This is a genomic window from Leuconostoc sp. C5 (assembly GCF_056530425.1).
Window position 1 is genome coordinate 578,099 of sequence record NZ_CP134351.1, and the last position, 24,511, is coordinate 602,609.

Genomic DNA, 24,511 nt, shown 5'->3' on the forward strand with positions numbered 1-24,511 from the left:
ATGACAGAAGATAACCCACAATTTAATCAATGGTATGAACAAGACACCGAAGTAGATCATTTATTACGTGACGCAGCTGCCAATGATGAAGAACAGCGTAGTGAATTATCATTGCGTCCGCAATTTTTGCGTGAGTATATTGGGCAAGAGGCGTTAAAAGAAGAGTTAAATGTTTATATTTCGGCAGCAAAGCAACGTGAAGAAGCATTGGATCATGTATTGCTTTTTGGACCACCAGGATTAGGTAAAACAACGCTAGCGATGATTATTGCTAATGAGATGAATGTTAATATTAAAACAACATCGGGTCCTGCTATTGAAAAGCCAGGTGATTTGGTAGCATTACTGAATGAACTGGAGCCGGGGGATATCTTGTTTATTGATGAAATACATCGAATTCCTACTAATATTGAGGAAATAATGTATTCAGCAATGGAAGATTATTTTGTTGATATTATGGTTGGTCAGGGGCCAACGGCGCGTCCAGTTCATTTTCCGTTGCCGCCATTTACTTTAATCGGGGCAACCACGCGTCCTGGTATGTTATCCAAGCCACTTCGTGATCGATTTGGCATTATTAACTCGCTACAATACTATACTCCAGAAGAATTACAGCAAATAGTCGTTCGCACGGCAGACATCTTTAATGCACCAATTAAATCGGAAGGTGCATATGAAATATCGCTGCGCTCTCGTGGCACACCTCGTATCGCCAATCGTTTGTTGAAACGCGTCCGTGATTTTGCTCAGGTCGAGGGAAAAGATGCAATTGACAAGAATATTGTGACTATTGGTTTGGATAAATTGCGCGTTGACAATAGAGGTCTTGACGAAACCGATCATAAGCTTTTAGAAACAATGATCGAATATTATAAAGGTGGGCCGGTTGGGTTAAATACAATAGCTGCTAATATTGGTGAAGAGTCAGAAACATTAGAGGCAATGGTTGAACCATATTTATTGCAGATTGGTTTTTTGCAGCGCACACCGCGTGGACGTGTTGTCACTGAAGCGGGGTACACTCATTTAGGGCACGCCTATCAAAGGAAATTATGACAAATTTTATTATTTCAGACACACATTTCAATCATGAAAAAATTCTATATTTTGATAAATCACGGGCAGTATCACTGCAAGCATTAAATATAGAGCCAACGATTGAAAATATGGATCGATATCTGGAGGATACTTGGAACGAAACTGTAACGGATGAGGACACAGTTTATTTTCTTGGCGATTTGGGCATGTTTCGCAAGAAACAGGATTTTGTAGAACAACTCAGTCGTCTAAAAGGTAAAAAAGTGTTCTTTAAAGGGAATCACGATCATTCAGATCAAATTAAAGCAGCAATAAAGACACCTGAAACAAACATTATTGAATATATTGAAACTGCTAAAGCTATAAAAATCAATGGTATTAATGTATGGATGAGCCATTATGCAATTGATTTGCCATACCCCGTTTTATCTGTTCACGGACATATTCATGAAGCAGAATACAAACAAGCTAGTATGGTGAATTTATCGCTTGATTCCTCGTTTATGCAAAAAAGACGTTTCGGCCAACCGCTTACTTTTGATGAACTAACCGAAGAATTGACGGACAGATTGGACAAAATTCAAAATGAATATGCAATTGAGTCCGATAACAAGCGTTATGATCGGTCTGTTGAGCGAGCTTTCGATGAAACGATAACAATTAATAAACCGACCGCTACACAGCGTCATGAATTAGCTTTATTAGTTGATCATTTGAATCAACATGATTTGACATATGCTGATGTCTTGGAGCAACTTGAAATTCCAAATGTAAATAAAGTGTTGACTGCCGATGAACTTGAAAAAGTAGCGCAAACTGGCTTTGAATTCGAAAAGAAAACAGGTCTCAGTGGTAACACCGGCAGTGTATAAAGTGTTTTCTATTTTTTTCATTTGTTAAGCCAGTGCAATGGCTTTTTTCTTTGCAAACAAGTATGTTACAATGGAAATTAGATTATTTTTAAAGGGATTCGATATCATTATGGCAGAAGAAAAAAAATATACATTATCAGATTTTGATTATGATTTACCAGAGGCGTTAATTGCACAAACACCGTTGAAGCAACGTGATGCTTCGAGATTATTAGCATTGAACGCTAAAACTGGTGGCTATGAGGATAAACATTTCTATGACATATTAGATTACTTGAATCCTGGGGATGCTATTGTCATGAATAATTCACGTGTTTTACCAGCACGTTTACATGGCGCACGTCCGGAAACTGGTGGACATGCTGAAGTCTTACTACTTCGTCAAGATCATGGTGATGTATGGGAGACGTTAGTTAAACCAGCGAAAAAATCACCCGTTGGGTCAACCATTGTTTTTGGTGATGATATTGAAAATCCGATTATGACCGCAACAGTTGTTGGTGAATTAGAACATGGTGGTCGATATATTGAATTTCATTATGATGGCATCTTCATGGAGCTACTTGATCAGTTGGGCGAAATGCCATTACCACCTTATATTAAAGAAAAGCTTGACGATCAAGAACGTTATCAAACGGTATATTCAAAGGTTGATGGTTCAGCAGCAGCACCAACAGCAGGGCTACATTGGACACCTGAGTTGTTAGATAGGGTTCGTGCCAAAGGTGTTAAAACGGTCGAATTAACGCTTCATGTAGGTCTTGGAACGTTCCGGCCTGTCGATGAAGAAAATATTGAAGATCATAAAATGCATTCGGAATTTTACCAACTCAGCCAAGAAGCTGCGGATGAATTGAATTCGGTTAGAAAACACGGTGGGCGTATCATTGCTACCGGTACGACGTCAATACGCACCCTTGAAACTATTGGTACTAAGTTTAATGGTGACCTGACCGCTGATTCAGGTTGGACGGATATTTTTATTAAACCAGGATACAACTGGACAGTTGTAGATGCCTTTATAACTAACTTCCATTTGCCTAAATCAACATTGGTCATGTTAGTCGCTGCTTTTACTGGGCGTGATAATATTTTGAATGCTTATAAACATGCGGTTGATGATCAGTATCGTTTCTTCAGTTTTGGAGACGCGATGTTTATTCATAAATAATAAAGACGAACAAAACGAAAAAAAAATACATCTGGCTCTCAGACGTATTTTTTATTTGTGTATCTGTTTATCAAAGTAGAATGCTATAAAGAGTAACAACGGGGGTAACATGAGATTTATTTTAGGTTTGTGTGCATTGATATCGGGCATGCTTTTTACCAAAATTGTGAATTCGGAAGCGGGCTCTGTGGAGCCACCTTCAATGTTAGAAAAAGTAGTGCTAACACAAATTGAAAATGGTTCGGTAGGCCAAACGCCGCACTCTGGCTATGTGAATGGCAGTTATTATAAGACGGCTGAACCGGCTAACGGTTATTTAGATGATGGAACTGGAAAGTATTTTTTTAAAGATGGCAAACGTCAAAGTGGTTTACAAACGATTGGATCAAAAACTTATTATTTTGATTCAGTAACAAACCTTGCTGTTAAAAATCAATTGAAGTCAGTTGATAAGCATACGTATTACCTTGCTTCTGATGGGAGCGTTCAATACCGTGTTAATGGTAATCTTCAAACAAAGCTAATTGCTCACCGTGGGGCGTCAAATTTAGCACCTGAGAATTCAATACCAGCGTTTCAATTAGCTAAAGGTAGTTATGGTGCGGAGACAGATATTTGGCTTACAAAAGACAAGCAGTGGGTTGTGAGCCATGATGGTACTATTGATCGTATGACTAACGGTCATGGTGCTATTAAAGACTTAACCTTAGCTCAGATTAAACAATATCATATTGATTCTGGTGTTAATGTTGGAAAATATCAATCACTAACTTTGCCAACCTTAAAAGAGTATTTAACTGAGATGTCTAATAATAATTTACGGCCAATTATTGAAATTAAACAGCCGGCTAGTCAAATGAGCGATGGTGATGTTCAAAATTTAATTGCTGCAGTTAAAAATGCAGGATTGTATAACAACAGTACGATAATTAGCCTGCAGTGTGAAGCCTTAAAACACGTATATGCACTAGACAAAAAGATTTCGCTCGAACTTTTATGGGATTCGGCTAGTGATCCAGTGCAGTTGTCTGAAAAATTAAACGAATTAGGGCCCAAAGCAGGGCTGGATATTAACGGGAAAAAATTAACGAGTCAAACAATTCAAGCGCTCAGACAGCAAGGGCGACGACTAAATGTTTGGACAATATCACCGTCAGAGTTCCCTTATTATATTGGACTAGGTGTTGATGAAATTACGACGGATGCTAACAGTTTTAGTTTAAACTGATTTATTTTAGGGTGAGTGCTATGTGCGTTTTATGCTAAACTAAAAGAAACCATTTGAAAGAGAGTTATTGCGTAAATGTATGAGTATATTAATGGGCTAATCACAAATATCACACCATCGTATATTGTGATTGCATCCCGAAGTGGCGTGGGATATCGCCTGTACAGTGCTAATCCTTATCGTTTTGAGGAGAATGTGGAATCGCATGTCTATGTACAGCAAATTGTTCGTGAAAATGACATCAGCTTATATGGATTTATTGATGCTGATGAGAAAGCCTTGTTTAATAAACTATTAAATGTGTCAGGGATTGGGCCTAAAAGTGCCTTAGCCATTTTGGCAAACGGGGACGCCGAGGGTCTTATTAGTGCAGTTGAAAATGATAATGTGGCTTATTTGACACAATTCCCTGGTGTCGGAAAGAAAACGGCGCAGCAAATTGTTTTGGATTTGAAAGGGAAGTTAGATGAGTTAGCATCTAAAACAGGTATGGTTGATTCTTCAAGCAATCCAGAACAATCGCAAGCCTTGGATGATGCGCTTGAAGCACTATTAGCACTTGGCTACACAGCTAAAGATGTGAAAGCGGTCGCTCAGATTATTGGTCGTAATAGCGATACTACAGATGGATATATTCGCTCAGCTTTAAAGCTGTTGGTTAAATAAAAACATCCGTGAGGATGTTTTTTTGTAGAATAAATTGATAGGCATTTGAAGTAGTCTGCATTTATTTTGAAGGATGTATTTGATATAATAAACATTGTCTGAAATACTGAAAATACCTCTGAATATTTTGCGAGGATTAATCAGATATGACAAAAGTCGCTCACCAGCGATTACTTGAAAATGGCTGATTTAAACTAATTTTCAAGTCAAAATAATGAAAACATCAGGAAGAAGGTTGTCATGGTGATTATTACTGCGGGTATGATCGGTGTTGGTAAAACAACACTCACAAGTTTGATTGCAAAGCATATGAATACGAAAGCATTTTATGAACCGGTAGGCGATAATCCCGTTTTACCGCTTTATTACTCTGATCCAAAGCAATATGGTTTCTTGTTGCAAATATACTTTTTAAATCGTCGTTTCGACATGATTAAGCAAGCGTTGGCGGATGATAATAATGTGCTTGATCGTTCAATTTATGAAGATGCTTTGTTTACAGAAGAAAACCACAAAGATGGTAATATCTCTGACTCTGAGATGGACGTTTATACCAGCCTATTAGATAATATGATGGTTGAACTACAAAAAATGCCTAAAAAAGCTCCTGATTTGATGGTATACGCTGAAACTGATTTTGAAACCATTTTATACCGTATTAAAAAGCGTGGTCGTGATTATGAACAATTTGATAATAATGAAGGTTTAAGAGCCTATTATTATAAAATGTGGTCAGCCTATCGTGATTGGTTCGATGCTTATGATGCATCTCCAAAAATTAAAATCGATTTGCAGACTTATGATCTTGAGCAAGCAGATAACCAAAAGATTATTTTGGAACAAATTGATGATGCACTAAAGGCTATTCGATAAATAAAAAAAGAAGTTCAAATTTGAACTTCTTTTTTATTGAGCCTTTTTCTCAGCATCTAACAAGTCACGGATTTCTGTTAAAATCTCTAATTCAGGATTAGCTTTTGCTTCTTCTTGTTTGTTAGCTTTAAACAAGCGGTTAATAAACTTAACAATCAGGAATACAACGAAAGCAGTAATCAAAAAATTAATTACGTCATTTAAGAAAGCACCATATTTAAATGTTAACGTTTTTGTAATGACAAGCTGCAATTGGTCTAAGTCTGTTGTTCCGCCAGTTGCAAATGCAATGATTGGACCGATTAAGTTAGTTGTTAATGATTTAACTAATCCAGTAAAGGCGCCACCAATAATGACACCAACTGCCAAGTCAAGTACATTTCCTCGCATAATAAAAGCTTTGAATTCCGATAACATTAAGTTTGCTCCTCTATTCTCTTTAAAATTATTCTTGATTAAATTATACAATAAATGCAGATTTTTGCCAAAAAAACGAATACTATGATACTTTAATTTTCGTTTAATTGATTTGAATTTAATTTAGAAGTGCTAAATTACCAATATTAAGAAATGTTAAGGAGCATTATTATGGATTTTATCAAACGGGCTGGGCTCTATTTACGGCAAAAAATAGGGCGTACAGCGTTGATTACACTGGTAATGAGTGCCATTATGATATTTGTATTGGCAGGTATCATCATACAAAGCGCTGCTATTCAAGCAACGAATAGCGCTAAAAATTCGGCAGGTACGACGGTTACTTTAAGTGCAGACCGTGAAAAAGCTTTTGCCTCAATGCGCAAAAGTCAAAGCAGTTCGTCTTCATCAAGTAGCTCATCGTCTAATGCAGCACCGGCTGCCATTACAATGCCAAGTGTAAAAATTAAAACGGCTGAAAAAATTTCTGCTTTGAGTAATGTGGCTGGTTATCAATATAGTAATAGTGCTTCAGTAAACGCTAGTGGCTTTTCAGCGGTTACAACATCCTCATCAAGTGGCGGCGGTGGTCAAGGTGGATTCGGTGGTTCATCAAACAGCGGTGATATAACAATTAGTGGTGTGTCAACAACAGCTGCCGAAACTAACTTCAAATCAAAAAGTTATAAAATCACATCAGGTCGCGGTATTACCGCCGCCGATAAAAATACTAATAATGTTGTGATCGAAAGTGAATTGGCAACAAGCAACAGCTTAAAAGTTGGTAGCACCATTAAGGTTAAAACAACAGACGATGATGCAAAAACTTATACATTAAATGTTGTGGGTATTTACAAAGCAAAGACATCATCATCAAGTCAAGGTGGACCAAATATGAGTGATCCATCAAATACAATCTATACAAGTTATACATTTGCAGGAACAGTTAATGGTGACACAACATCTGTAACAAGTGTTGTTTACACATTAACAGATTCATCTAAAGAAAAGGCATTTACAAAGCAAGCTAAAAAGCTAATTTCAAGCAGTTTCAGTTTGACATCTAGCTCGGAAACTTATGCTTTGTTGATGAAGCCTATGAAGAATGTTCAAAGTTTTGCCAATAAGATTGTTTGGATTGTTGGTATTGCTGGTACGATTATTTTGGCATTAATTACCGTTTTGATGATTCGTGAACGTCGTCATGAGATTGGTGTCTTGATGGCATTAGGAGAAAGTAAATTTAAAATTGTGCTTCAACTTTTCTCAGAATTATTTGCGGTATTAGTATTGTCTCTAGTGATTGCAGGAGTTGCTGGAAACTTTGTAGGAAGTGCGGTAGGGAAGCAACTTGTTTCACAACAAACTACTGCTACGCAATCAACTAGCACCGGCGCTGGGTTTGGTGGCGGTGGTGGACAACAATCAGGTGGCGGCGGTGGATCAGCACCTTCTGGCGCTGGTAGAAGTGGTCAAACTAGTATGACAGCTAGTGGCAGTCAAGTAAGCAACCTAAAAACAAAGATTAGCGCAAAGTCAATGGCTGAACTTGGTGGCTTAGGTTTGGGAATCATTGCGATTGCTGTCGTCGCTGGATCAACACCAATTTTCCGCTTAAAGCCAAAAAAGATTTTGTCAAATGAATAAAGTAAAACTATTGCAAAATTATTCATGCGCCTTAATGGCTAATCAGAAGGAGAATTATTAATGACATTGGCAATAAAAGATTTAACACATCAATATAATGCACAGGAAAAGCCACTATATGAACATATTAATATGTCATTTGAACCGAAAACATTGTATAGTATAGTCGGACAATCTGGTTCTGGTAAAACAACACTGCTTAGTTTTTTAGCAGGTTTAGACACACCATCAGAAGGGACGATTACGCTAGATGGTGAGAACATTAGTAAGTATGGATTAACCAAATACCGGAATCAAAAGGTTGCAATCATTTTCCAATCATATAATCTCTTAAATTATATGACGGCCGCACAAAATGTATCATCAGCGTTGTCGATGACCAAATCAAAGCATACTGGCGACAAGGATTATATTTATGCAACCTTAGAGAAGCTTGGTATTAACCGTACGTTGGCAGATAAAAATGTTCAGCAGTTGTCAGGTGGTCAGCAACAACGAGTGGCCATTGCACGAGCTTTGGCTGTGGATGCTAAAATAGTTATTGCTGATGAGCCAACAGGTAATCTGGATGAGGAAAATACACAAGAAGTTATCAAAATTTTCCAAGAACTGGCACATGAAGTTGGTAAAACAGTTATTTTGGTTACACACGAACCCAATGTGGCTCAAGCAGCCGATGTGCAAATTAGTTTGAAAAATCGTCAGTTCACAATTGTAGAATAACAATCAACAAAGAGCGCTATCATCAAAAGTTAGTGCTTTTTTTATTGACAAATTAATGATGTATCTATATAGTTTAGGGCATATGCAATTATTGGGGAGTCTATAATGATCAATCAAAAAACACGTTATTTCGTAATAACGACACTTTTTATCGCAATTGTATTTTTACAAATTTTTGTTCCTTGGCTTGGGTTATTACCCCTTGGGGCATTTATTGTTGGCGCTTCAGTGACGATTATTCAATTTACCGTTGCCATTGCTAGCATTATTTTAGGTCCAAAATATGGCGCAATTGTTGGCTGCTGGTGGGGATTATTATCATTTGCAAATGCCATCACTCATCCAGGAACGATAGGTTCTTTAATGTTTCAAAATCCTTTGACTGCCATTATTCCACGTGTTTTAGTTGGTTTGATTATTGGCTATCTCTTTAATAAGCTACTACGAAACCAGTCTACAGCGATTCGGACGGTTGGGTTAGGGGTATTAGGTACAACCGCAGCTTTAATCAACACAGTAGGGGTTGTTTTGCTAACCACGTTAGGTTTTACCATTATGCATACTAACTTCACGGGTGTACCAACGCACAATATCTTAGCTTGGCTGATTAGCATTGTATCATTTAATGCCTTGTTTGAAATGATTGTAGGATTTATTCTAGTCAGTATAATTGGTAGTGTATTATTACCAATAGCCGAACGAGCGAATATAATAGGATAGAAAAAGGGTGCCAAATCGGCACCCTTTTCTGATGCGTCCACCCAGACTCGAACTGGGAGCTAAAACTTAGGAGGTTCTTGTTCTATCCCGTTGAACTATAGACGCAGTACTCATAAATTATACCGATATTTGGTGACAAAAACAAATGTTAAATGAATAATGTTGCTCTATGATATGATATAGGCGTGGAATACACATAGGAGTAAATATAATGAGCAACAATAAGACGAAATATTTGGTGATTACAACCTTCTTTATGGCAATTATCTTATTACAAGTACTGATTCCTTGGCTTGGATATATACCGCTCGGTGCTGTTATTGTGGGCGCACAACCAACAATCATACAGTTTACCGTAGCTATCGCTGCAATTCTTCTAGGAGCACGTCGGGGTGCCTTTATTGGTGGCTTTTGGGGATTGTTAACTTTATGGCAAGCTTGGTCGACACCGGGTTCTATCGGTTCATTAATGTTTCAAAATCCTTTTACGGCGTTTATACCTCGTATTTTGGTAGGTCTAATAATTGGTATGGCGTTTAATAAGTGGTTGCGCAACAAAAATTTTGGTTTCCGTACGCTTGGATTGGGATTCTTGGGCGGACTAGCCGCTTTGACTAATACAGTTGGAGTGGTCTTGCTTACTGTCATCGGTTTTACGGTGATGCGCACGAATTTTACCGGCATACCTAATCATAATTTACTAGGCTGGCTCATAGGCATCGTGTCGTTTAACAGTATTTTTGAAATTATTACTGGAATCATTTTAGTAGCTGCCATTGGTAATGTTTTGGTTCCCATTGCTGAAAGAGCTGGGATAAAAGGGTAGCAGCATAATAAAAAAGACATCAGTTAAGATGTCTTTTTTATTGTAAACCTGATTGGGTTTTGTTACTTGCAATGAGTTGAACATTATTGCTGTCACCGCTAGGTGTAAAGACGATAGAGACTTTTGTACCACTTTGGCTTTGCCAAGTAGCATAAGCATATTTTTGATCTGCGGTTAAGTAAGTAGGGTTACCGTAAGTAGCACGAATTTGATCATAGGTGGCTGAACCAAGGGCAACTTCATTATAAGTTGCTAAAGACCAGTTTCCAAATGTAGTTGTACTTGAAGAAGCGGCACTTGATGAGGAAGAACTATCGCTAACACTAGATGTATTGCTGTTATCTTGTACTGGTGTCTGCGTCGCATCTTGGGTAGCACTGCTTAAGACTTGGGAAACTTCGCTACTAGCAACAGATGGAGCTGCAGCCACGCTTGTGGAAGAACTTATAACTGAAGTGGATTCTTCTGCTGAAGTACTGTTTGATGTATCTGAAGAGGTACTTGCTTTTTTTGCCTTCTTTTTGCTTGAAGATGTCGATGAGCTATGAGAAACTTTGCTTGAAGAAGTTGCTTTTTTGTTGTCAGATTGGTGACCAACAATTACAAATCCCATCACCACTACTGCAACAAAAATAATAATTATTATAATGGCATTGCGAACTTTGTGTGATGGTTTGAATGGATGACGTTGCATGAGGTATCTTGTTCCTTTCATCTATAGACATGCTGTTTATTAATTTTTATCTGTCATCTTAACAGATACTATTCTATTATTAACACGCTGTTTCAATAATACCAGAAAAGAGTTGAAAAGTATGCTAAAATAGAAACATTACGTATCGAGACAAGCAACAAGGAAGACCTCAGTGTTTTAGACCAGCAGGCTCCTGTTATTCATAAATATACGAATAAAAAAAGTGTGTAGACTATGGTGATACCTAAAACATCTAGTTAATCGCACGTTTATAAAGGAAAGATTAATGACAGATTTAAGTATTATTCCCTTTGGCGGAGTCCGCGAAAATGGGAAAAACATGTATGCCGTCACAGTTAATGACGAGATTTTTATATTGGACGCAGGATTAAAGTATCCAGAAACAGACCAGCTTGGTGTAGATGTAGTGGTGCCGGATTTTGAATATTTGATTAAGAATACTGAAAAAATTGCGGGCGTTTTCTTGTCACACGGACACGCGGATGCAATTGGTGCTTTGCCGTATTTTTTGCAGCAAGTCAATGTACCGATTTTTGGATCCGAACTAACAATTGAATTAGCTAAGCTAGCAATAAAAGATCAGCCGGCACTAAAAGATTATAATGATTACCACATTATTAATGAAAAAAGTGAAATTGACTTTGGTAATGTTAAAGTATCCTTCTTTAATACCACACATTCAATTCCAGAATCACTAGGTATTGTAATTGCTACTGAATATGGCCAAGTTGTGTATACTGGCGATTTTAAGTTTGATCAAACAGCAGAAAGTTACTATCGTACTGATATTCCTCGTTTAGTAGAAGTTGGTCAGAGGAAAGTATTGGCTTTATTGGCTGATGCTGCTGGTACAGAGGGTGGAGCTGATTCAGTTAATGAATCAAAGATTGGCGATTATATATTAGAAACGTTCCGTGACAACAAAAAAAAGCGCATTATTGTAGCGGCCGTTGCTTCGAATATTCAAAGAATTCAGCAAATTATTGATGCCACTGCTGCGACAAAACGTAAGCTTGTCTTATCAGGAAATGATATCGAAAATGTTGTACGGACAGCTATCAAATTAAAAAAGTTGCAGTTACCTTTGCCAGAAAGTCAACTATTCGTCAGTTTAAAAAATATGAAGAGTTTAGTTGCCCATGAAACGGTTATTTTAGAAACAGGCCGCATGGGGGAACCAATTAAGCATTTGAACCGCATGGCAAATGGCGAAGACGCTCACATTAAGATTGGCTCAGATGATCTTGTGTTTATTACCACAACACCTTCTACAGCCATGGAAAGTGTTGTAGCAAAAACACGCGATATGATTTTCAAGCAAGGTGCTGATGTGAAGCAGATTAGCACTGATATGCGTTCTAGTGGTCATGCATCACGAAATGATTTACAAATGATGCTTAACATCATGCAACCAGCGTACTTTATGCCTATTCAAGGAGAGTATCGTGTGATGTCAGCAGCTAAAGATGCTGCTGAAGAGGTTAATTTACCTGAAGATCATATTTTGATGGCAATGAAGGGGGATCAATTTAAGTTAATTGACGGCCAATTTGAGTTAAAAGATTCTTTTGCTATTGGTGAAACGTTGATTGATGGATCCGGTATTGGCGATATTGGTAACGTGGTCTTGCGTGATCGTCGTATTTTGTCTGAAGATGGTGTTTTTGTTTCTGTTGTGACAATTGATCGTAAAAAACGTCAAGTTGTATCAAAACCAAAGTTAACATCACGTGGATTTGTTTATGTTAAAGCAAATCGTGATTTAATGAAAGAAGCTTCTGATTTAACCGTTAAACAGATTGAAGATTATTTAACTAACAATAAAAGTTTTGATTGGAATGAGCTAAAAGCCGGTGTTCGCGATGTATTGTCACGTTTCTTATTTGAGCAAACAAGACGCCGACCTATGGTTATGCCTGTAGTTATGGAAGTTAACCAAAATCGCAGACCAAATAACCATAAAACAACGCCGACACAATCTGGTGCTCAAGCAAGCAAAAAACCAGCACAAAAGAAACTGGCAACACCTAATAGCAATAAAAAAAAGGTTCGCCGTCCAGCAAAAAAGAACGTACAAAGTAAAACTACTGAATAATAAAAGTCCCAACTCGATTGAGTTGGGCTTTTGAATATTTGAAAGGAGGGCATGTGTTTTAATGATATACTGCATGATTTGGGTATTGTTTGAACACAATAAATTATGGATGAAAATATAACACCAGAAAATCAAGAATTAATTGATCGAGCCAATATTGAGACAAAACAAAAAAATTGGCATGATGCTGCTGAAACGTTAGCCACACTCTACGAAAAGATGCAAACATTCAAAGTTAATTATCGTCTAGTAACGGCGTTATTTATGGATGAGCAATATCAACTTGCTTCATCTTATGCGGATGACTTTCTATTAGAATATTTAGATGATGAATCTAATTTTCGAATGATTGTAGCGCTTGCAGTTCAAAATCAAAATTTTGTTTATGCACAACAATTGGCTGTACTTTGGGATGATTTAGACGTCGTTGATGAAGTTCTAAAGGAAATTAGACAGGCTGAGGAACGGGCGCAAGAGAATATGAAAGCAACACTTGATACTGTTGCGCGTCAGTTTTATCATATGAGTGATTATGATTTACTAGCACAACGTGATCGCTACGAATCTGCGCGACATTTACCAGTAGCACAGTTTGTTGTTGGTGCTAAATTTCTCCTTGTGGATCCGTACGCATTACCCATTATCCGCGCAACTTTATTAGAAGATCTGCAAAAACTACAGATTGATGGGGTAGTTAAGTACCGCTGGCTTGATGATGAAATTTATACGATACAGTTCAGTGATGTAATGCCATTAACTAGTTCAGCAGTTTTTGAAGCTGCAGCAGCAACACTTGAAAGCAGATTAGGGCAAGAAGACCCCATTGCCTTAGAAATGTTGGCTCATCAAATGCGCATTGAGCTAACATTGCTATACCCACGAGTTGATATCGCAATAACTGATATTGAAAAATGGGTTGATAACAGTATCGCACATTATTATGGTCGCTCTAAACCAGATGAGCCAGAAAATCAACGACAATGGCATGAAAAAATAAATGCGTTGACTGAAAGCTTTTTTGAAAATTAAGTTCAAAACGGTTTACATTTTCTTAATAAGTCGGTATAATAATTTCTGGCTTCAAAAGCCGGAAAAATGCAAGTTATTTGTTGTCTTTTGACGGCTTGCGTTGTAAAATATATTTATAAACATTTTTCATAATATTGAAAAATGAATTTTGGAGGAAACTACATTGGCTAAGGAAACTTACGTTCGCACTAAGCCCCACGTTAACATTGGTACTATTGGACACGTCGATCACGGAAAGACGACTTTGACTGCCGCTATCTCAAAGGTATTGGCTGAAAAGCAAGGTGTTGATGCTACTGATTTTGCTGAAATCGATAACGCGCCTGAAGAAAAAGAACGTGGTATCACAATTAACACTTCTCATATCGAATATGAAACAGAGAAGCGTCACTATGCCCACATCGATGCCCCAGGTCACGCGGATTACGTTAAAAACATGATCACTGGTGCTGCCCAAATGGATGGTGCTATCTTGGTTGTTGCTGCAACTGATGGTCCTATGCCACAAACACGTGAACACATCTTGTTGGCACGTCAAGTTGGTGTTGACTACTTGGTTGTCTTCTTGAACAAGACTGATTTGGTTGATGATGAAGAATTAGTTGAATTGGTTGAAATGGAAGTTCGTGAATTGTTGTCAGAATATGACTTCCCTGGTGACGATATTCCTGTACTTAAGGGTTCAGCTTTGAAGGCTTTGGAAGGTGATCCTGAACAAGTTAAGGTTATCGAAGAATTGATGGATACTGTTGATTCATACATTCCAGAACCAGCACGTGAAACAGACAAGCCATTCTTGATGCCTGTCGAAGATGTCTTCACAATCACTGGTCGTGGTACAGTTGCTTCTGGTCGTGTTGACCGAGGTGTATTGACTACAGGAACTGAAATTGAAATCGTTGGTTTGAAGGACGAAGTTCAAAAGACTACTGTTACAGGTATCGAAATGTTCCGTAAGACTTTGGAAGAAGCTCAAGCGGGTGATAACATTGGTGCATTGTTGCGTGGTGTTGATCGTAGCAACATTGAACGTGGTCAAGTTTTGGCAAAGCCAGGTTCAATTAAGACACACAAGAAGTTCAAGGCTGAAGTTTATGTCTTGACAAAGGAAGAAGGTGGTCGTCATACACCATTCTTCACTAACTACCGTCCACAATTCTACTTCCACACAACTGATGTTACAGGTGTTGTTGAATTGCCAGCCGGTGTTGAAATGGTTATGCCTGGTGACCAAGTGACATTCGAAATCGAATTGATCTCACCAGTTGCCATCGAACAAGGGTTGAAGTTTACTGTTCGTGAAGGTGGCCACACTGTTGGTGCCGGAACAGTTACTGATATCGAAGACTAATAATTTTATTAGTATTCAAAAAAACACGCGTAAGCGTGTTTTTTTATTTCTTCTTTTCGTCTTTATCATGACCTAGTGCTGCTTTTCGAGTTTCGTCATTACTTTCACTAGTTGGTAATGAAATGAGATCTTCGAATGAATTTGATACTTTTTCTTCACGATTTACAATTTTAGCCATTAGTAGTCTCCATATATAGTTTATTAAAGTTAGTTTTATGCAATATTATACAATGTATTCAGTTTAATACGAATAACAGATGCATATAAATTATAACACTGTATAATAGTAATTAACATTAGAAATGGAGATTAATAATGACTGAGTTATTGAATATAAAAAACTTGAAAAAACAATTTGGTGAAAAAATAATTTTTGATAATGTAAATGTCGCTGTGCAAAAAGGAGAGGTTATCTCTGTTATTGGTCCTTCTGGCGCAGGCAAATCTACTTTTTTGCGCGCCATTAATATGTTAGATGCACCAACTAGTGGTAAGGTGAATTTTGAGGATCAGGATTTAACAAATCTGTCTGAAAAAGAGTTGGATCAGTTACGTGAAAAAATGGGTATGGTGTTTCAAAGCTTTAATTTGTTTCCAAATTTGTCTGTGATTGAGAACATTAAATTAGCACCGGTAAAAGTTAAAAATATTAGCGACAAGGAAGCAACAGAAACTGCTGAAAAGCTACTTGCTCAAGTTGGCCTAGCCGATAAAGGAACTGTTTATCCAGACAGTCTCTCAGGAGGGCAGAAACAACGTGTAGCGATTGCACGTGCTCTGGCAATGTCTCCTGATGTATTGCTCTTTGATGAGCCGACAAGTGCCTTAGATCCAGAAATGGTAGGTGAGGTATTAGGCGTGATGAAGCAGTTGGCAGAAGATGGAATGACCATGATTGTTGTAACGCATGAGATGGGGTTTGCACGTGAAGTAGCGGATACTGTATGGTTTATGGCTGACGGTGGCATACAAGAGATTGCTACACCACAATCATTCTTTGATAAGCCAAAGACAAAGCGGGCACAAGAATTCTTAGAAAAAGTGTTGTAAAACAAAAAGATGAACAAGCAAAAGAAACATGCCGGTGAATTTGCCGCCACACTAATAGAAGATGGAATGGTTGTTGGTCTTGGAACAGGTTCTACGATAGCATACTTTTTAGAGGCATTAGCTAAACGTATTCAAGATGAAAAAATGACTATTATTGGCGTGACCACCTCAACAAAGACTGCCAGACGTGCGGAAGAACTTGGTATTCCGATTCGTGATATTGACTTAGTACCAATGATAGATTTAACAATTGATGGTGCGGATGAGGTTGATCAGCATTTAAATGGCATCAAAGGTGGTGGAGCAGCTTTCTTAATGGAGAAAATTGTGGCGAGATATTCTAGACGTGTGATTTGGATTATTGACGAACAGAAGCTGCATAGTAAACTGGGACAATTTCCTTTGCCAGTAGAAGTAGTAGCATTTGGCAGTGGTAAACTAATAGCTGAACTAAAAGAGCGTCATTTGCACCCCAAATTACGTCTAGACAACCATCAGCAACCGCTAGTAACGGACTTAGGACACTATATTGTTGATCTAGATTTAGAACAAATTGATCAGCCGTTTGAACTAGGGCATTATTTAGATGGACAGATTGGTATCGTTGAGCATGGGTTATTTCTAAATGTTGCGGATCAAGTTATTATTGGACAGGACGAAGGCTATCGGATCATGAATAACTTACAGAAAGAAATGTAATCTATTAAAAGCGCTTACATTATTTTTTTAATAGCGTTATAATGTAGTTATTAAGAAATAAGAGGGATAGGCGTATGGCATATAATAACATTTTGGTTGCAATTGATGGTTCAGAAGTTTCAAACACATTGATAAAAAAAGTTGTTGCGTTTGCTCCTGATTCACACATTGATATTTTGACAGTAGTGGATACCACAGGTGGTGGTTATTTTGGTTCGATCGCAATGAATGAAGACGTGGTTTACCAAATGGAACAAACTGCAGAAAAGGCTATTAATGAATCTTTTGATTATGCTAAGTCATTGGGGCATAATGATGTCGATATTCATGTACGTTTTGGTTCACCAAAGCGCGTGATTGCGCGTGATTTCCCGAAGGACCACCATAATGATTTAATTGTGATTGGTGAAACCGGGCTGAGCCGTTTACAAAGAGCGATGGCAGGTACGGTACCATCCTTCGTAACACAGGTTTCTAAAGTAGATGTTTTGATTATGCGGACGTTTGAAAAATGAAGCTCAAAAAAACAGGTAGCATACGCTACCTGTTTTTTTATTGTGCTTCTTTTATAATTTCAATATTTGTAATCTTTACGGGATTAGCCGGCTTTGATTTTTCACCACTTGAAGTTGCGCTAACTTTAGCGTTGGCTATTTTATCTACTACCGCCATGCCATCAATGACTTGGCCAAATACAGTGTAATTACCATCCAAACTAGGATAGCCGCCTTTTTTATAAGCATTGACAATTTTTGTCGGGTAAATATTGGGGTTGACGCCACTTGAAACATCTTCTGGGTTTTGGACAATGAAGAACTGACTAGCATTAGTGTCTGTACCTGCATTTGCCATTGAAACAGCGCCACGAATATTGTACAGTGAGGTACTAATTTCATTTTTAAATCCGTTACCACTATCGATATTCTTGTCTTTACCTTTCCAAATTGATTGCCCACCACTACCTGTACCTGTTGGATCACCACCTTGAATCATAAAATTATTAATAACACGATGAAATGATGTGTTGTTATAGTAACCATCTTTGGCGTGAGTAATGAAATTTTCAACAGCTAGTGGTGTGTATTTATTGAAGAGTTTTATGGTGATGTCACCATAAGTTGTCTTCATGATGAGTTTACTCTCGTTTTTAGCAATTTTAGTTGTTAGTTGAGGGAGTGCAACTTTATCTAGTTTAGGATCTTTTTTTGTACTAGCTGTTTTTTGCTGTGTCATCAGTAAAATGCCAACAATGCTAATGATTAATATGATTCCCATAATAATATGCGGCAAAAATTTTTTCATTATTAAATCCTTTCAATAACATCCGTTTGGACGAACCTTGTAATATAACTGGCTTGTGAATAGTCGGCCTCAAGTAGATTATTTTTATATTCATGCCATGCTTCAGGTACTTGCTCAAATTTAACAATGAGTAAACCCCCGTGGGTTAGCCGCGGTAAGACGTATGAAATTTGTTGTAGGTAATTAGCTGGTCGATCGTTAACATTTTTAGCGTCATCAGAATAATCGAAAATGGCGACACTAATTTGGTTTTGTGAACCAAGTTCATTGATGAATTGGTCATCCAATGTTTTCCCCAGCAAGGTTACACGATCTGACAAGCCACTCATGAAAAGTGAAGCAGCGGCAGCATTGGCATTGTCCTTGGTTGTCGCATAGCTAAGCACTTTTCCAGCATTCCCAACTCTCGTAGCTAAAAATCTGGTATTGATACCATTTGCCGTCGTGCCATCGAGAACGATATCGTTAATTTTGACTGTTTGTTCAATTAATTGATGTGTGAAAGTATTACTTGTGAGAATCATGAAGAACTCCTGTAGGTGATTTAAGATCAAAAATAAAATACTTCGAAATAAAAAGTAACACGTAACCAAGTGATAAACCAGCAAGAATATCACTTGGATAATGCACGTTAACATACACTCTGCTGATTGGAATAATGATAATTAAACTAGTTAGAACAATTACACTGGCAGTTTTGAATAAACTTGGCTTTAGGTGATAATTGATCAAAATAATTAATGAACCATATAATAAAATTGCGGCCATAGAATGACCAGAGGGAAAGCTGTAGCCACTCTCTTGAATAAGTTGTGGTTGTGGCCTGACACGAGTAATCATGTGTTTGAGCACTTGTGTAATGATTCCAGCTGAGAATATGATATTAACGGACAAAAATAAAAGTTCGCGATAACAATGTTTATAGGCCAGAAAAATACTAACAATTACTGATACTACAATAATTGCAGTCATATTGCCAGCCTGTGTAATATAAGTAAAAAATAAAGTAGTAAAGGTACCACGATGTTGGATCAACTGTTGGAAAAATATATCAAATTGGCGAAACCAGTTGGGACTCATCAGAACGCCAAACGTCATTATACCAAAGAGTATAGTCGCCAATACTGTACTTAATCTTTGTTTCTTTTGTTGAATAGTCATGCATTCAATTATACCTGATTATAGTAATTTGTGTTATAATAATAGCATTATTGTTCAACACTATTACGTATGGCGGGGTATCAGAGAGTAAGTGGCGCTGGAAACTTACCAAACAAAGTTCGGAACTCAGTTGATTAAATTGCTAGTGAAACTAAGTAGCTGGCAACGTTTTGTCGCGTTAAGATAAATGAGACGTAGCAATACGTGAACATGGGTGGTACCGCGAAAATTAAGTTTCGCCCCGTGTCATGCCTTTTTGGTGTGATATGGGGCTTTTTTGTTTCAACGGAGCGTCCATGCATCACTAAAGAGAATAAATAAATGATAAAAGGAAAAATTTATGGCATACGATCACAAATCTATTGAAGCCAAGTGGCAAAAATATTGGGATGAACACGAGACGTTTAGGGCTCCTGATAAATCAGAAAAAGAAAAGTACTACGTTATGGATATGTTCCCCTATCCTTCTGGACAAGGATTACATGTTGGGCATCCCGAGGGTTATACAGCGACTGATATTATGAGTCGTTATAAGCGTGCTAAAGGTTTCAATGTTTTGCATCCAATGGGATGGGACGCATTTGGATTACCTGCGGAACAATACGCAATTAAAACAGGTAATAATCCAGCAGGCTTCACCAACAAAAATGTCCAAGTGTTTAAAAATCAAATTAAGTCACTTGGCTTTTCAATTGATTGGTCGCGTGAAATCAATACAACTGATCCTGAATATTATAAGTGGTCACAATGGATTTTTGAAAAGTTATACGAAAAAGGCTTAGCCTACGAAGATGAAATCATGGTTAACTGGGCTCCAGATTTTCCAGGTGGGGGTATTGTTGTTGCCAACGAAGAAGTCATTGATGGTAAGACAGAACGTGGTGGTTATCCAGTTTACCGCAAGCCAATGAAACAATGGGTTTTGCGCATTACAGCTTATGCCGATCGTTTACTTGAAGATTTGGAAGATTTAGATTGGCCAGAAGCTATTAAGGAACAACAACGTCACTGGATTGGGAAGTCAATTGGTGCTTCTGTATTCTTCAATATTGCAGATTCAGACAAACAAATTGAAGTTTATACCACACGACCAGATACGTTGTTTGGTGCCCAGTATATGGTTCTATCACCAGAACATGAACTGGTAGATGAAATCACTACGCTAGAGCAAAAAGAAGCCATTGCCAACTATAAAAAAGAGGTAGAAACTAAATCTGATTTGGAACGAACAGATTTGAACAAAGATAAGACCGGAGCCTTTACAGGTGCTTATGCTACTAATCCAATCAATGGTGAGAAGTTACCTATTTGGATTGCTGACTATGTTTTGTCTTCTTACGGTACTGGTGCTATTATGGCTGTTCCAGCACACGATGATCGTGATTGGGAATTTGCTAAAAAGTTCAATTTACCAATTAAAGCTGTTATTGAAGGTGGCAATGTTGAAGAAGCTGCTTACACTGACGATGGTACGCATATTAATTCTGGCTTCTTAGATGGGTTAAATAAGCAAGAAGCCATCGATAAAGCTATTAGTTGGTTGGAAGAACATAATGCTGGTCATCAACAAATTAACTATCGCTTGCGTGATTGGATCTTTTCACGTCAACGTTATTGGGGTGAACCTATTCCAGTTATTCATTGGGAAGATGGTACACAAACCCTCGTTCCTGAATCAGAATTGCCATTGCGTCTACCAGAAATGACACAAGAACAATTAAAACCTTCTGGAACGGGAGAATCACCATTAGCTAATGCTACTGATTGGCTAAATGTTACTCGTGAAGATGGTGTTAAGGGGCGTCGTGAGACCAATACCATGCCGCAGTGGGCTGGTTCATCATGGTATTTCCTACGTTATGTTGATCCGCATAATTCAGAGGCATTGGCTGATCCTGAAAAGTTAAAGTACTGGATGAATGTTGATTTGTACGTAGGTGGTGCAGAACACGCTGTTTTGCATTTATTGTATGCACGTTTTTGGCACAAGTTCTTATATGACTTAGGTGTTGTACCAACTAAAGAGCCATTCCAAAAATTAGTTAACCAAGGCATGATCTTAGGTGAAAACCACGAGAAAATGTCTAAATCTAAGGGGAATGTTGTTAATCCTGATGAAATTGTTAACAATTATGGCGCAGATACATTACGTGTATATGAAATGTTCATGGGGCCATTGACACAAAGCAAGCCTTGGTCTGAAGATGGCGTTTCCGGATCGCGTCGTTGGTTGGATCGTGTATGGCGTCTGCTAGTTGATGAGGAAGATAAGTTACGTGACCATGTAACAACGGTCAACAAAGGGGACTTAGATAAAATCTATCATCAAACAGTTAAAAAAGTTTCGGAAGATTTGGAGAATATGCGATTTAACACAGCTATTTCTCAATTAATGGTTTTTGTTAATGAAGCATATAAATCAGAAGCCTTACCTGTCCAGTATATGGATGGTTTTGTTCAAATGTTGGCGCCGATTGCACCACACTTAGCTGAAGAACTATGGTCAAAACTTGGACATGAAGAGGATATTAGTTACGTTTCATGGCCAACTTATGACGAAAGTCAGCTTGTTGAAGATAGTGTGGAAATTATTTTCCAAGTGAATGGTAAAGTGCGAGGTAAAGCCACTGTTGCTCGTAACATTGATAAAGATGCTATGCTCGACTATGCTAAGGCTGATGAAAATGTCCAGAACTTTATTTCTGGTAAGGAAATTCGCAAAATAATTGCTATTCCTGGTAAGTTTGTTAATATTGTGGTAGGTTAAGATATCGAATTAACAAATTTATACTTTATTGCTAGTTGAAGAAAAGCAATAATCCCGCTTTTGCGGGGTACATAATTAAAAATGAGGTCTCAAACATGACGAATGATCAACGTCCAGAAAAATTCAACGGTAATAGTCGCGTTGATAAAACAGATGTTGACGGTAAAACGTTAACGGCTGATGAAATTCTAGCATTGGCAGGACGGCACTTACAAGAAAAACGTAATCTGGGACCAAAAACGACACGGAAGTCACGTAGCCATGCTACTATACCTCAGCCAACAGAACAAGAAATTTTGGCTATTAAAGAGAAAAATATTCGTGCACGGCAAAAAATTATAAAAAAGAAACCTAATTTGCAGGTTCCAGAACAAATATCTACTGCTGATAGCTCTCTAGAGAAACAACCAACGACAAAAGAAAGCAATCAAGCAACATTAATTAAAGGTTCAGCGTGGTTGTCCGTTGGAAACATGGTTTCACGCGTATTAGGCGTTGTATACTTAATTCCGTGGATGGCCATGCTTGGTAGCTACGGTACAAGAGCGAACGGCTTATTTAACCAAGGATATACCATCTATGCAATCTTTTTAGCGATAGCTACATTTGGTATTCCTGCAGCCATTTCAAAAGTAGTCGCGGAATTGGCAGCTAAAAACGATGTCTACCGATCAAGGCAGTTAACAAGGCAATCTATGGCCTTGGGTATTGTACTAGGCATAGTGTTTGGTTTGATTTTGTACTTTGCTGCTCCCGCCTTATCCAATGACAATGCTGATGTTATTCCAGTACTTCATTCCTTAGCACCGGCGGTAGCTATTTTTCCTTTAATGTCAATGATCCGTGGCTTATTTCAAGGGCATCAATTAATGAGTATATCAGCCATGTCACAGGTTGTAGAACAAATTGCTCGGGTTATTTACATGCTAGTAATGGCAGTTATTGTGTTAAAAGCTGACCCAGATAATTGGACTGGTGTAGTTGTGCAATCAACTTTTGCAGCATTTATTGGTGCCATTTTTAGTATGTTGGTATTAATGTGGGGATGGGTGAAGTATCGTCATATATTGTCCCGACCAGTGCTTCACTCTGTAAAACACGAAAAGGCTAGAACACTCAGTTTAGTGCTAAATATTTTGAAAGAATCATGGCCATTTATCATTATTGGCTCTGCTATAACACTGTTTCAAGCTGTTGATCAGTATTCATTCTTTAGCATAATGAATCACTTTTTTTCCGTTTCTAAATCGGATTTGTTGGAAAAATTTTCACTCTTTAGTGCAAATCCCAATAAGCTCATAATGATTATTGTGCCATTTTCAACTAGTATAGCGGCGACAGCGTTACCAATGTTATCAGGTAGTAAAGCTGCGTTAACTTATGAAACGATTCAAGATCAATTAAAGCAGGTATTGAAGTTGTTCTCTTTGATTATGTTGCCTAGTGTTTTGGGAATGTATGCAATTGCAGAACCTTTGTATAAAATGTTCTATCCAATTGAGGCCTCAAACCAAGAAGGTATTTACATGCTACAATACTCAACAATCTTGGCATTGGTATTTAGTTTGTTCATGTTGCTTGCATTTGTATTACAAGCTCTTTCAGAAGTTAAAATTGTTATGAAAGCATTCTTTGTTGGCATTATCATTAAAATCGTTTTGCAGATTCCATTGATACGCTATTTTGAAGGTATGGGTGCTTTGATGACGAGCGTGATTGGCATGTTCATTTCAATTCTCTATATGTTGGACTTTTTGCAAAAGGTTTATGGTGTTTCATTTAGTATGATTGGTAAAGAACTATGGCAAATGTTTATGGCTTCAGCCCTAATGGCTATTGTTGCCTATATTATCGTCTTTGCTATGGACAACTTTATTTTCCCAATGGATACAAAGTTCTCGGTTACTGTGACAACTTTTAGTGCGGTCTTGATTGGTGGCGCTTTGTTAATCATAACTTATTTGCGAATGGGCTTGGGAGATGAGTTATTAGGCCGAAGAATGCGTTATATTCCTAAAATACTGCAACCAAAACGATGATTTTTCATCGTTTTTTTTATGATAAATAACACCTATAAAGACAATAAAAAATTCTTAAGATAGTACTTTTTGAGGATTATATACGGTATGCTAAAATTAGGTTTTAAATTAAGCTTTTAGCG

At 37.7% G+C, this 24,511-nt stretch carries 24 protein-coding genes and 1 tRNA gene; 18 read left to right on the forward strand and 7 right to left on the reverse strand.

Annotated elements, in window-relative coordinates:
* The 6 genes from ruvB to RHP56_RS03045 all read left to right on the forward strand — a co-directional run bounded on the left by ruvB (window position 1) and on the right by RHP56_RS03045 (window position 5,848).
* Entirely contained in the window at window positions 1-1,056 is a 1,056-nt protein-coding gene (ruvB, locus tag RHP56_RS03020; protein ID WP_011679427.1) for a Holliday junction branch migration DNA helicase RuvB, read from the forward strand.
* Window positions 1,053-1,910 (forward strand): metallophosphoesterase family protein, encoded by an 858-nt coding sequence (locus RHP56_RS03025; RefSeq protein ID WP_050884006.1) that lies wholly within the window; start codon window positions 1,053-1,055, stop codon window positions 1,908-1,910. Before ruvB ends, RHP56_RS03025 begins: the two co-directional genes overlap by 4 nt.
* A 109-nt stretch (window positions 1,911-2,019) precedes the next feature.
* Window positions 2,020-3,081 (forward strand): tRNA preQ1(34) S-adenosylmethionine ribosyltransferase-isomerase QueA, encoded by a 1,062-nt coding sequence (queA, locus tag RHP56_RS03030; RefSeq protein WP_025267876.1) that lies wholly within the window; start codon window positions 2,020-2,022, stop codon window positions 3,079-3,081.
* 109 nt (window positions 3,082-3,190) lie between these two features.
* Window positions 3,191-4,309: a glycerophosphodiester phosphodiesterase gene (locus RHP56_RS03035; protein WP_257999841.1), complete on the forward strand. Its 1,119-nt coding sequence runs from the start codon at window positions 3,191-3,193 to the stop codon at window positions 4,307-4,309.
* 75 nt (window positions 4,310-4,384) lie between these two features.
* Complete coding sequence (gene ruvA, locus RHP56_RS03040; RefSeq protein WP_011679431.1) at window positions 4,385-4,975, forward strand: Holliday junction branch migration protein RuvA; 591 nt, start codon at window positions 4,385-4,387, stop codon at window positions 4,973-4,975.
* 240 nt (window positions 4,976-5,215) lie between these two features.
* Entirely contained in the window at window positions 5,216-5,848 is a 633-nt protein-coding gene (locus RHP56_RS03045) for a deoxynucleoside kinase (protein ID WP_004164424.1), read from the forward strand.
* Window positions 5,849-5,881: 33 nt separating this feature from the next.
* Here the strand turns inward: RHP56_RS03045 and mscL are convergent, their stop codons facing one another.
* Window positions 5,882-6,265, reverse strand: coding sequence for a large-conductance mechanosensitive channel protein MscL (gene mscL, locus RHP56_RS03050; RefSeq protein ID WP_011679432.1), 384 nt, complete (start codon window positions 6,263-6,265; stop codon window positions 5,882-5,884).
* A 171-nt stretch (window positions 6,266-6,436) separates the two neighbouring features.
* Between mscL and RHP56_RS03055 the strand changes: the two genes are divergently transcribed.
* The 3 genes from RHP56_RS03055 to RHP56_RS03065 all read left to right on the forward strand — a co-directional run bounded on the left by RHP56_RS03055 (window position 6,437) and on the right by RHP56_RS03065 (window position 9,355).
* The gene (locus RHP56_RS03055) at window positions 6,437-7,912 is read left to right on the forward strand and encodes an ABC transporter permease (protein WP_011679433.1); all 1,476 of its coding nucleotides are present in this window, start codon (window positions 6,437-6,439) and stop codon (window positions 7,910-7,912) included.
* 60 nt (window positions 7,913-7,972) lie between these two features.
* Entirely contained in the window at window positions 7,973-8,635 is a 663-nt protein-coding gene (locus RHP56_RS03060; RefSeq protein WP_011679434.1) for an ABC transporter ATP-binding protein, read from the forward strand.
* A gap of 105 nt (window positions 8,636-8,740) precedes the next feature.
* On the forward strand, window positions 8,741-9,355 hold the full coding sequence (locus RHP56_RS03065) for an ECF transporter S component (RefSeq protein ID WP_011679435.1): 615 nt from the start codon (window positions 8,741-8,743) through the stop codon (window positions 9,353-9,355).
* A gap of 32 nt (window positions 9,356-9,387) precedes the next feature.
* Here RHP56_RS03065 and RHP56_RS03070 read toward each other — a convergent pair.
* Window positions 9,388-9,460: transfer RNA gene (locus RHP56_RS03070), tRNA-Arg, on the reverse strand.
* Window positions 9,461-9,566: 106 nt separating this feature from the next.
* Between RHP56_RS03070 and RHP56_RS03075 the strand changes: the two genes are divergently transcribed.
* Window positions 9,567-10,181 (forward strand): ECF transporter S component, encoded by a 615-nt coding sequence (locus RHP56_RS03075; RefSeq protein WP_059441972.1) that lies wholly within the window; start codon window positions 9,567-9,569, stop codon window positions 10,179-10,181.
* Window positions 10,182-10,218: 37 nt separating this feature from the next.
* Here the strand turns inward: RHP56_RS03075 and RHP56_RS03080 are convergent, their stop codons facing one another.
* A complete protein-coding gene (locus RHP56_RS03080) occupies window positions 10,219-10,875 on the reverse strand; it encodes a hypothetical protein (RefSeq protein ID WP_011679436.1) in 657 nt (218 codons plus the stop codon).
* Window positions 10,876-11,161: 286 nt separating this feature from the next.
* Here RHP56_RS03080 and RHP56_RS03085 point away from each other — a divergent pair, with 286 nt between their 5' ends.
* The 3 genes from RHP56_RS03085 to tuf all read left to right on the forward strand — a co-directional run bounded on the left by RHP56_RS03085 (window position 11,162) and on the right by tuf (window position 15,371).
* Window positions 11,162-12,991, forward strand: coding sequence for a ribonuclease J (locus RHP56_RS03085; RefSeq protein WP_102753143.1), 1,830 nt, complete (start codon window positions 11,162-11,164; stop codon window positions 12,989-12,991).
* Between the two features lie 105 nt (window positions 12,992-13,096).
* Window positions 13,097-14,020, forward strand: coding sequence for a type I restriction endonuclease subunit R (locus RHP56_RS03090; protein WP_102753144.1), 924 nt, complete (start codon window positions 13,097-13,099; stop codon window positions 14,018-14,020).
* A 163-nt stretch (window positions 14,021-14,183) separates the two neighbouring features.
* Window positions 14,184-15,371, forward strand: a complete 1,188-nt coding sequence (tuf, locus tag RHP56_RS03095) for an elongation factor Tu (RefSeq protein ID WP_011679439.1) — start codon at window positions 14,184-14,186, stop codon at window positions 15,369-15,371.
* A gap of 43 nt (window positions 15,372-15,414) precedes the next feature.
* Here tuf and RHP56_RS03100 read toward each other — a convergent pair whose 3' ends face one another.
* Window positions 15,415-15,549 (reverse strand): hypothetical protein, encoded by a 135-nt coding sequence (locus RHP56_RS03100; RefSeq protein ID WP_010692185.1) that lies wholly within the window; start codon window positions 15,547-15,549, stop codon window positions 15,415-15,417.
* Window positions 15,550-15,686: 137 nt separating this feature from the next.
* On the opposite strand from RHP56_RS03100, the gene RHP56_RS03105 reads away from it, so the two are divergent.
* The 3 genes from RHP56_RS03105 (at window position 15,687) to RHP56_RS03115 (ending at window position 17,635) form a co-directional block, all read left to right on the forward strand.
* On the forward strand, window positions 15,687-16,421 hold the full coding sequence (locus tag RHP56_RS03105; RefSeq protein WP_014324448.1) for an amino acid ABC transporter ATP-binding protein: 735 nt from the start codon (window positions 15,687-15,689) through the stop codon (window positions 16,419-16,421).
* Window positions 16,422-16,430: 9 nt separating this feature from the next.
* Window positions 16,431-17,120, forward strand: a complete 690-nt coding sequence (gene rpiA / locus RHP56_RS03110; protein WP_102753525.1) for a ribose-5-phosphate isomerase RpiA — start codon at window positions 16,431-16,433, stop codon at window positions 17,118-17,120.
* Between the two features lie 74 nt (window positions 17,121-17,194).
* The gene (locus tag RHP56_RS03115) at window positions 17,195-17,635 is read left to right on the forward strand and encodes a universal stress protein (protein ID WP_011679442.1); all 441 of its coding nucleotides are present in this window, start codon (window positions 17,195-17,197) and stop codon (window positions 17,633-17,635) included.
* A 37-nt stretch (window positions 17,636-17,672) separates the two neighbouring features.
* Here the strand turns inward: RHP56_RS03115 and RHP56_RS03120 are convergent, their stop codons facing one another.
* Genes RHP56_RS03120 through RHP56_RS03130 form a run of 3 tightly spaced genes read right to left on the reverse strand, consistent with a single transcriptional unit; the run spans window position 17,673 to window position 19,583 of the window.
* Complete coding sequence (locus tag RHP56_RS03120) at window positions 17,673-18,422, reverse strand: peptidylprolyl isomerase (protein ID WP_025267881.1); 750 nt, start codon at window positions 18,420-18,422, stop codon at window positions 17,673-17,675.
* A 2-nt stretch (window positions 18,423-18,424) separates the two neighbouring features.
* A complete protein-coding gene (locus RHP56_RS03125) occupies window positions 18,425-18,946 on the reverse strand; it encodes a hypothetical protein (protein ID WP_011679444.1) in 522 nt (173 codons plus the stop codon).
* A complete protein-coding gene (locus RHP56_RS03130; RefSeq protein ID WP_010290697.1) occupies window positions 18,930-19,583 on the reverse strand; it encodes a phosphatase PAP2 family protein in 654 nt (217 codons plus the stop codon). The genes RHP56_RS03125 and RHP56_RS03130 overlap by 17 nt, the downstream gene beginning before the upstream one ends.
* A 340-nt stretch (window positions 19,584-19,923) precedes the next feature.
* Between RHP56_RS03130 and leuS the strand changes: the two genes are divergently transcribed.
* Together leuS and RHP56_RS03140 are read left to right on the forward strand one after the other, a co-directional pair.
* On the forward strand, window positions 19,924-22,350 hold the full coding sequence (gene leuS, locus RHP56_RS03135) for a leucine--tRNA ligase (RefSeq protein ID WP_102753527.1): 2,427 nt from the start codon (window positions 19,924-19,926) through the stop codon (window positions 22,348-22,350).
* A gap of 95 nt (window positions 22,351-22,445) precedes the next feature.
* Window positions 22,446-24,389 carry a putative polysaccharide biosynthesis protein gene (locus RHP56_RS03140; protein ID WP_102753528.1) on the forward strand — a complete coding sequence of 648 codons (1,944 nt, stop codon included), beginning with the start codon at window positions 22,446-22,448 and terminating at the stop codon, window positions 24,387-24,389.
* Window positions 24,390-24,511: the final 122 nt, after the last annotated feature.

Coding starts and splice junctions, on each gene's coding strand:
- ruvB (WP_011679427.1), top strand. CDS start 1: ATGACAGAAGATAACCCACAATTTAATCAATGGTATGAACAAGACACC.
- RHP56_RS03025 (WP_050884006.1), top strand. CDS start 1,053: ATGACAAATTTTATTATTTCAGACACACATTTCAATCATGAAAAAATT.
- queA (WP_025267876.1), top strand. CDS start 2,020: ATGGCAGAAGAAAAAAAATATACATTATCAGATTTTGATTATGATTTA.
- RHP56_RS03035 (WP_257999841.1), top strand. CDS start 3,191: ATGAGATTTATTTTAGGTTTGTGTGCATTGATATCGGGCATGCTTTTT.
- ruvA (WP_011679431.1), top strand. CDS start 4,385: ATGTATGAGTATATTAATGGGCTAATCACAAATATCACACCATCGTAT.
- RHP56_RS03045 (WP_004164424.1), top strand. CDS start 5,216: ATGGTGATTATTACTGCGGGTATGATCGGTGTTGGTAAAACAACACTC.
- mscL (WP_011679432.1), bottom strand. CDS start 6,265: ATGTTATCGGAATTCAAAGCTTTTATTATGCGAGGAAATGTACTTGAC.
- RHP56_RS03055 (WP_011679433.1), top strand. CDS start 6,437: ATGGATTTTATCAAACGGGCTGGGCTCTATTTACGGCAAAAAATAGGG.
- RHP56_RS03060 (WP_011679434.1), top strand. CDS start 7,973: ATGACATTGGCAATAAAAGATTTAACACATCAATATAATGCACAGGAA.
- RHP56_RS03065 (WP_011679435.1), top strand. CDS start 8,741: ATGATCAATCAAAAAACACGTTATTTCGTAATAACGACACTTTTTATC.
- RHP56_RS03075 (WP_059441972.1), top strand. CDS start 9,567: ATGAGCAACAATAAGACGAAATATTTGGTGATTACAACCTTCTTTATG.
- RHP56_RS03080 (WP_011679436.1), bottom strand. CDS start 10,875: ATGCAACGTCATCCATTCAAACCATCACACAAAGTTCGCAATGCCATT.
- RHP56_RS03085 (WP_102753143.1), top strand. CDS start 11,162: ATGACAGATTTAAGTATTATTCCCTTTGGCGGAGTCCGCGAAAATGGG.
- RHP56_RS03090 (WP_102753144.1), top strand. CDS start 13,097: ATGGATGAAAATATAACACCAGAAAATCAAGAATTAATTGATCGAGCC.
- RHP56_RS03100 (WP_010692185.1), bottom strand. CDS start 15,549: ATGGCTAAAATTGTAAATCGTGAAGAAAAAGTATCAAATTCATTCGAA.
- RHP56_RS03105 (WP_014324448.1), top strand. CDS start 15,687: ATGACTGAGTTATTGAATATAAAAAACTTGAAAAAACAATTTGGTGAA.
- rpiA (WP_102753525.1), top strand. CDS start 16,431: ATGAACAAGCAAAAGAAACATGCCGGTGAATTTGCCGCCACACTAATA.
- RHP56_RS03115 (WP_011679442.1), top strand. CDS start 17,195: ATGGCATATAATAACATTTTGGTTGCAATTGATGGTTCAGAAGTTTCA.
- RHP56_RS03120 (WP_025267881.1), bottom strand. CDS start 18,422: ATGAAAAAATTTTTGCCGCATATTATTATGGGAATCATATTAATCATT.
- RHP56_RS03125 (WP_011679444.1), bottom strand. CDS start 18,946: ATGATTCTCACAAGTAATACTTTCACACATCAATTAATTGAACAAACA.
- RHP56_RS03130 (WP_010290697.1), bottom strand. CDS start 19,583: ATGACTATTCAACAAAAGAAACAAAGATTAAGTACAGTATTGGCGACT.
- leuS (WP_102753527.1), top strand. CDS start 19,924: ATGGCATACGATCACAAATCTATTGAAGCCAAGTGGCAAAAATATTGG.
- RHP56_RS03140 (WP_102753528.1), top strand. CDS start 22,446: ATGACGAATGATCAACGTCCAGAAAAATTCAACGGTAATAGTCGCGTT.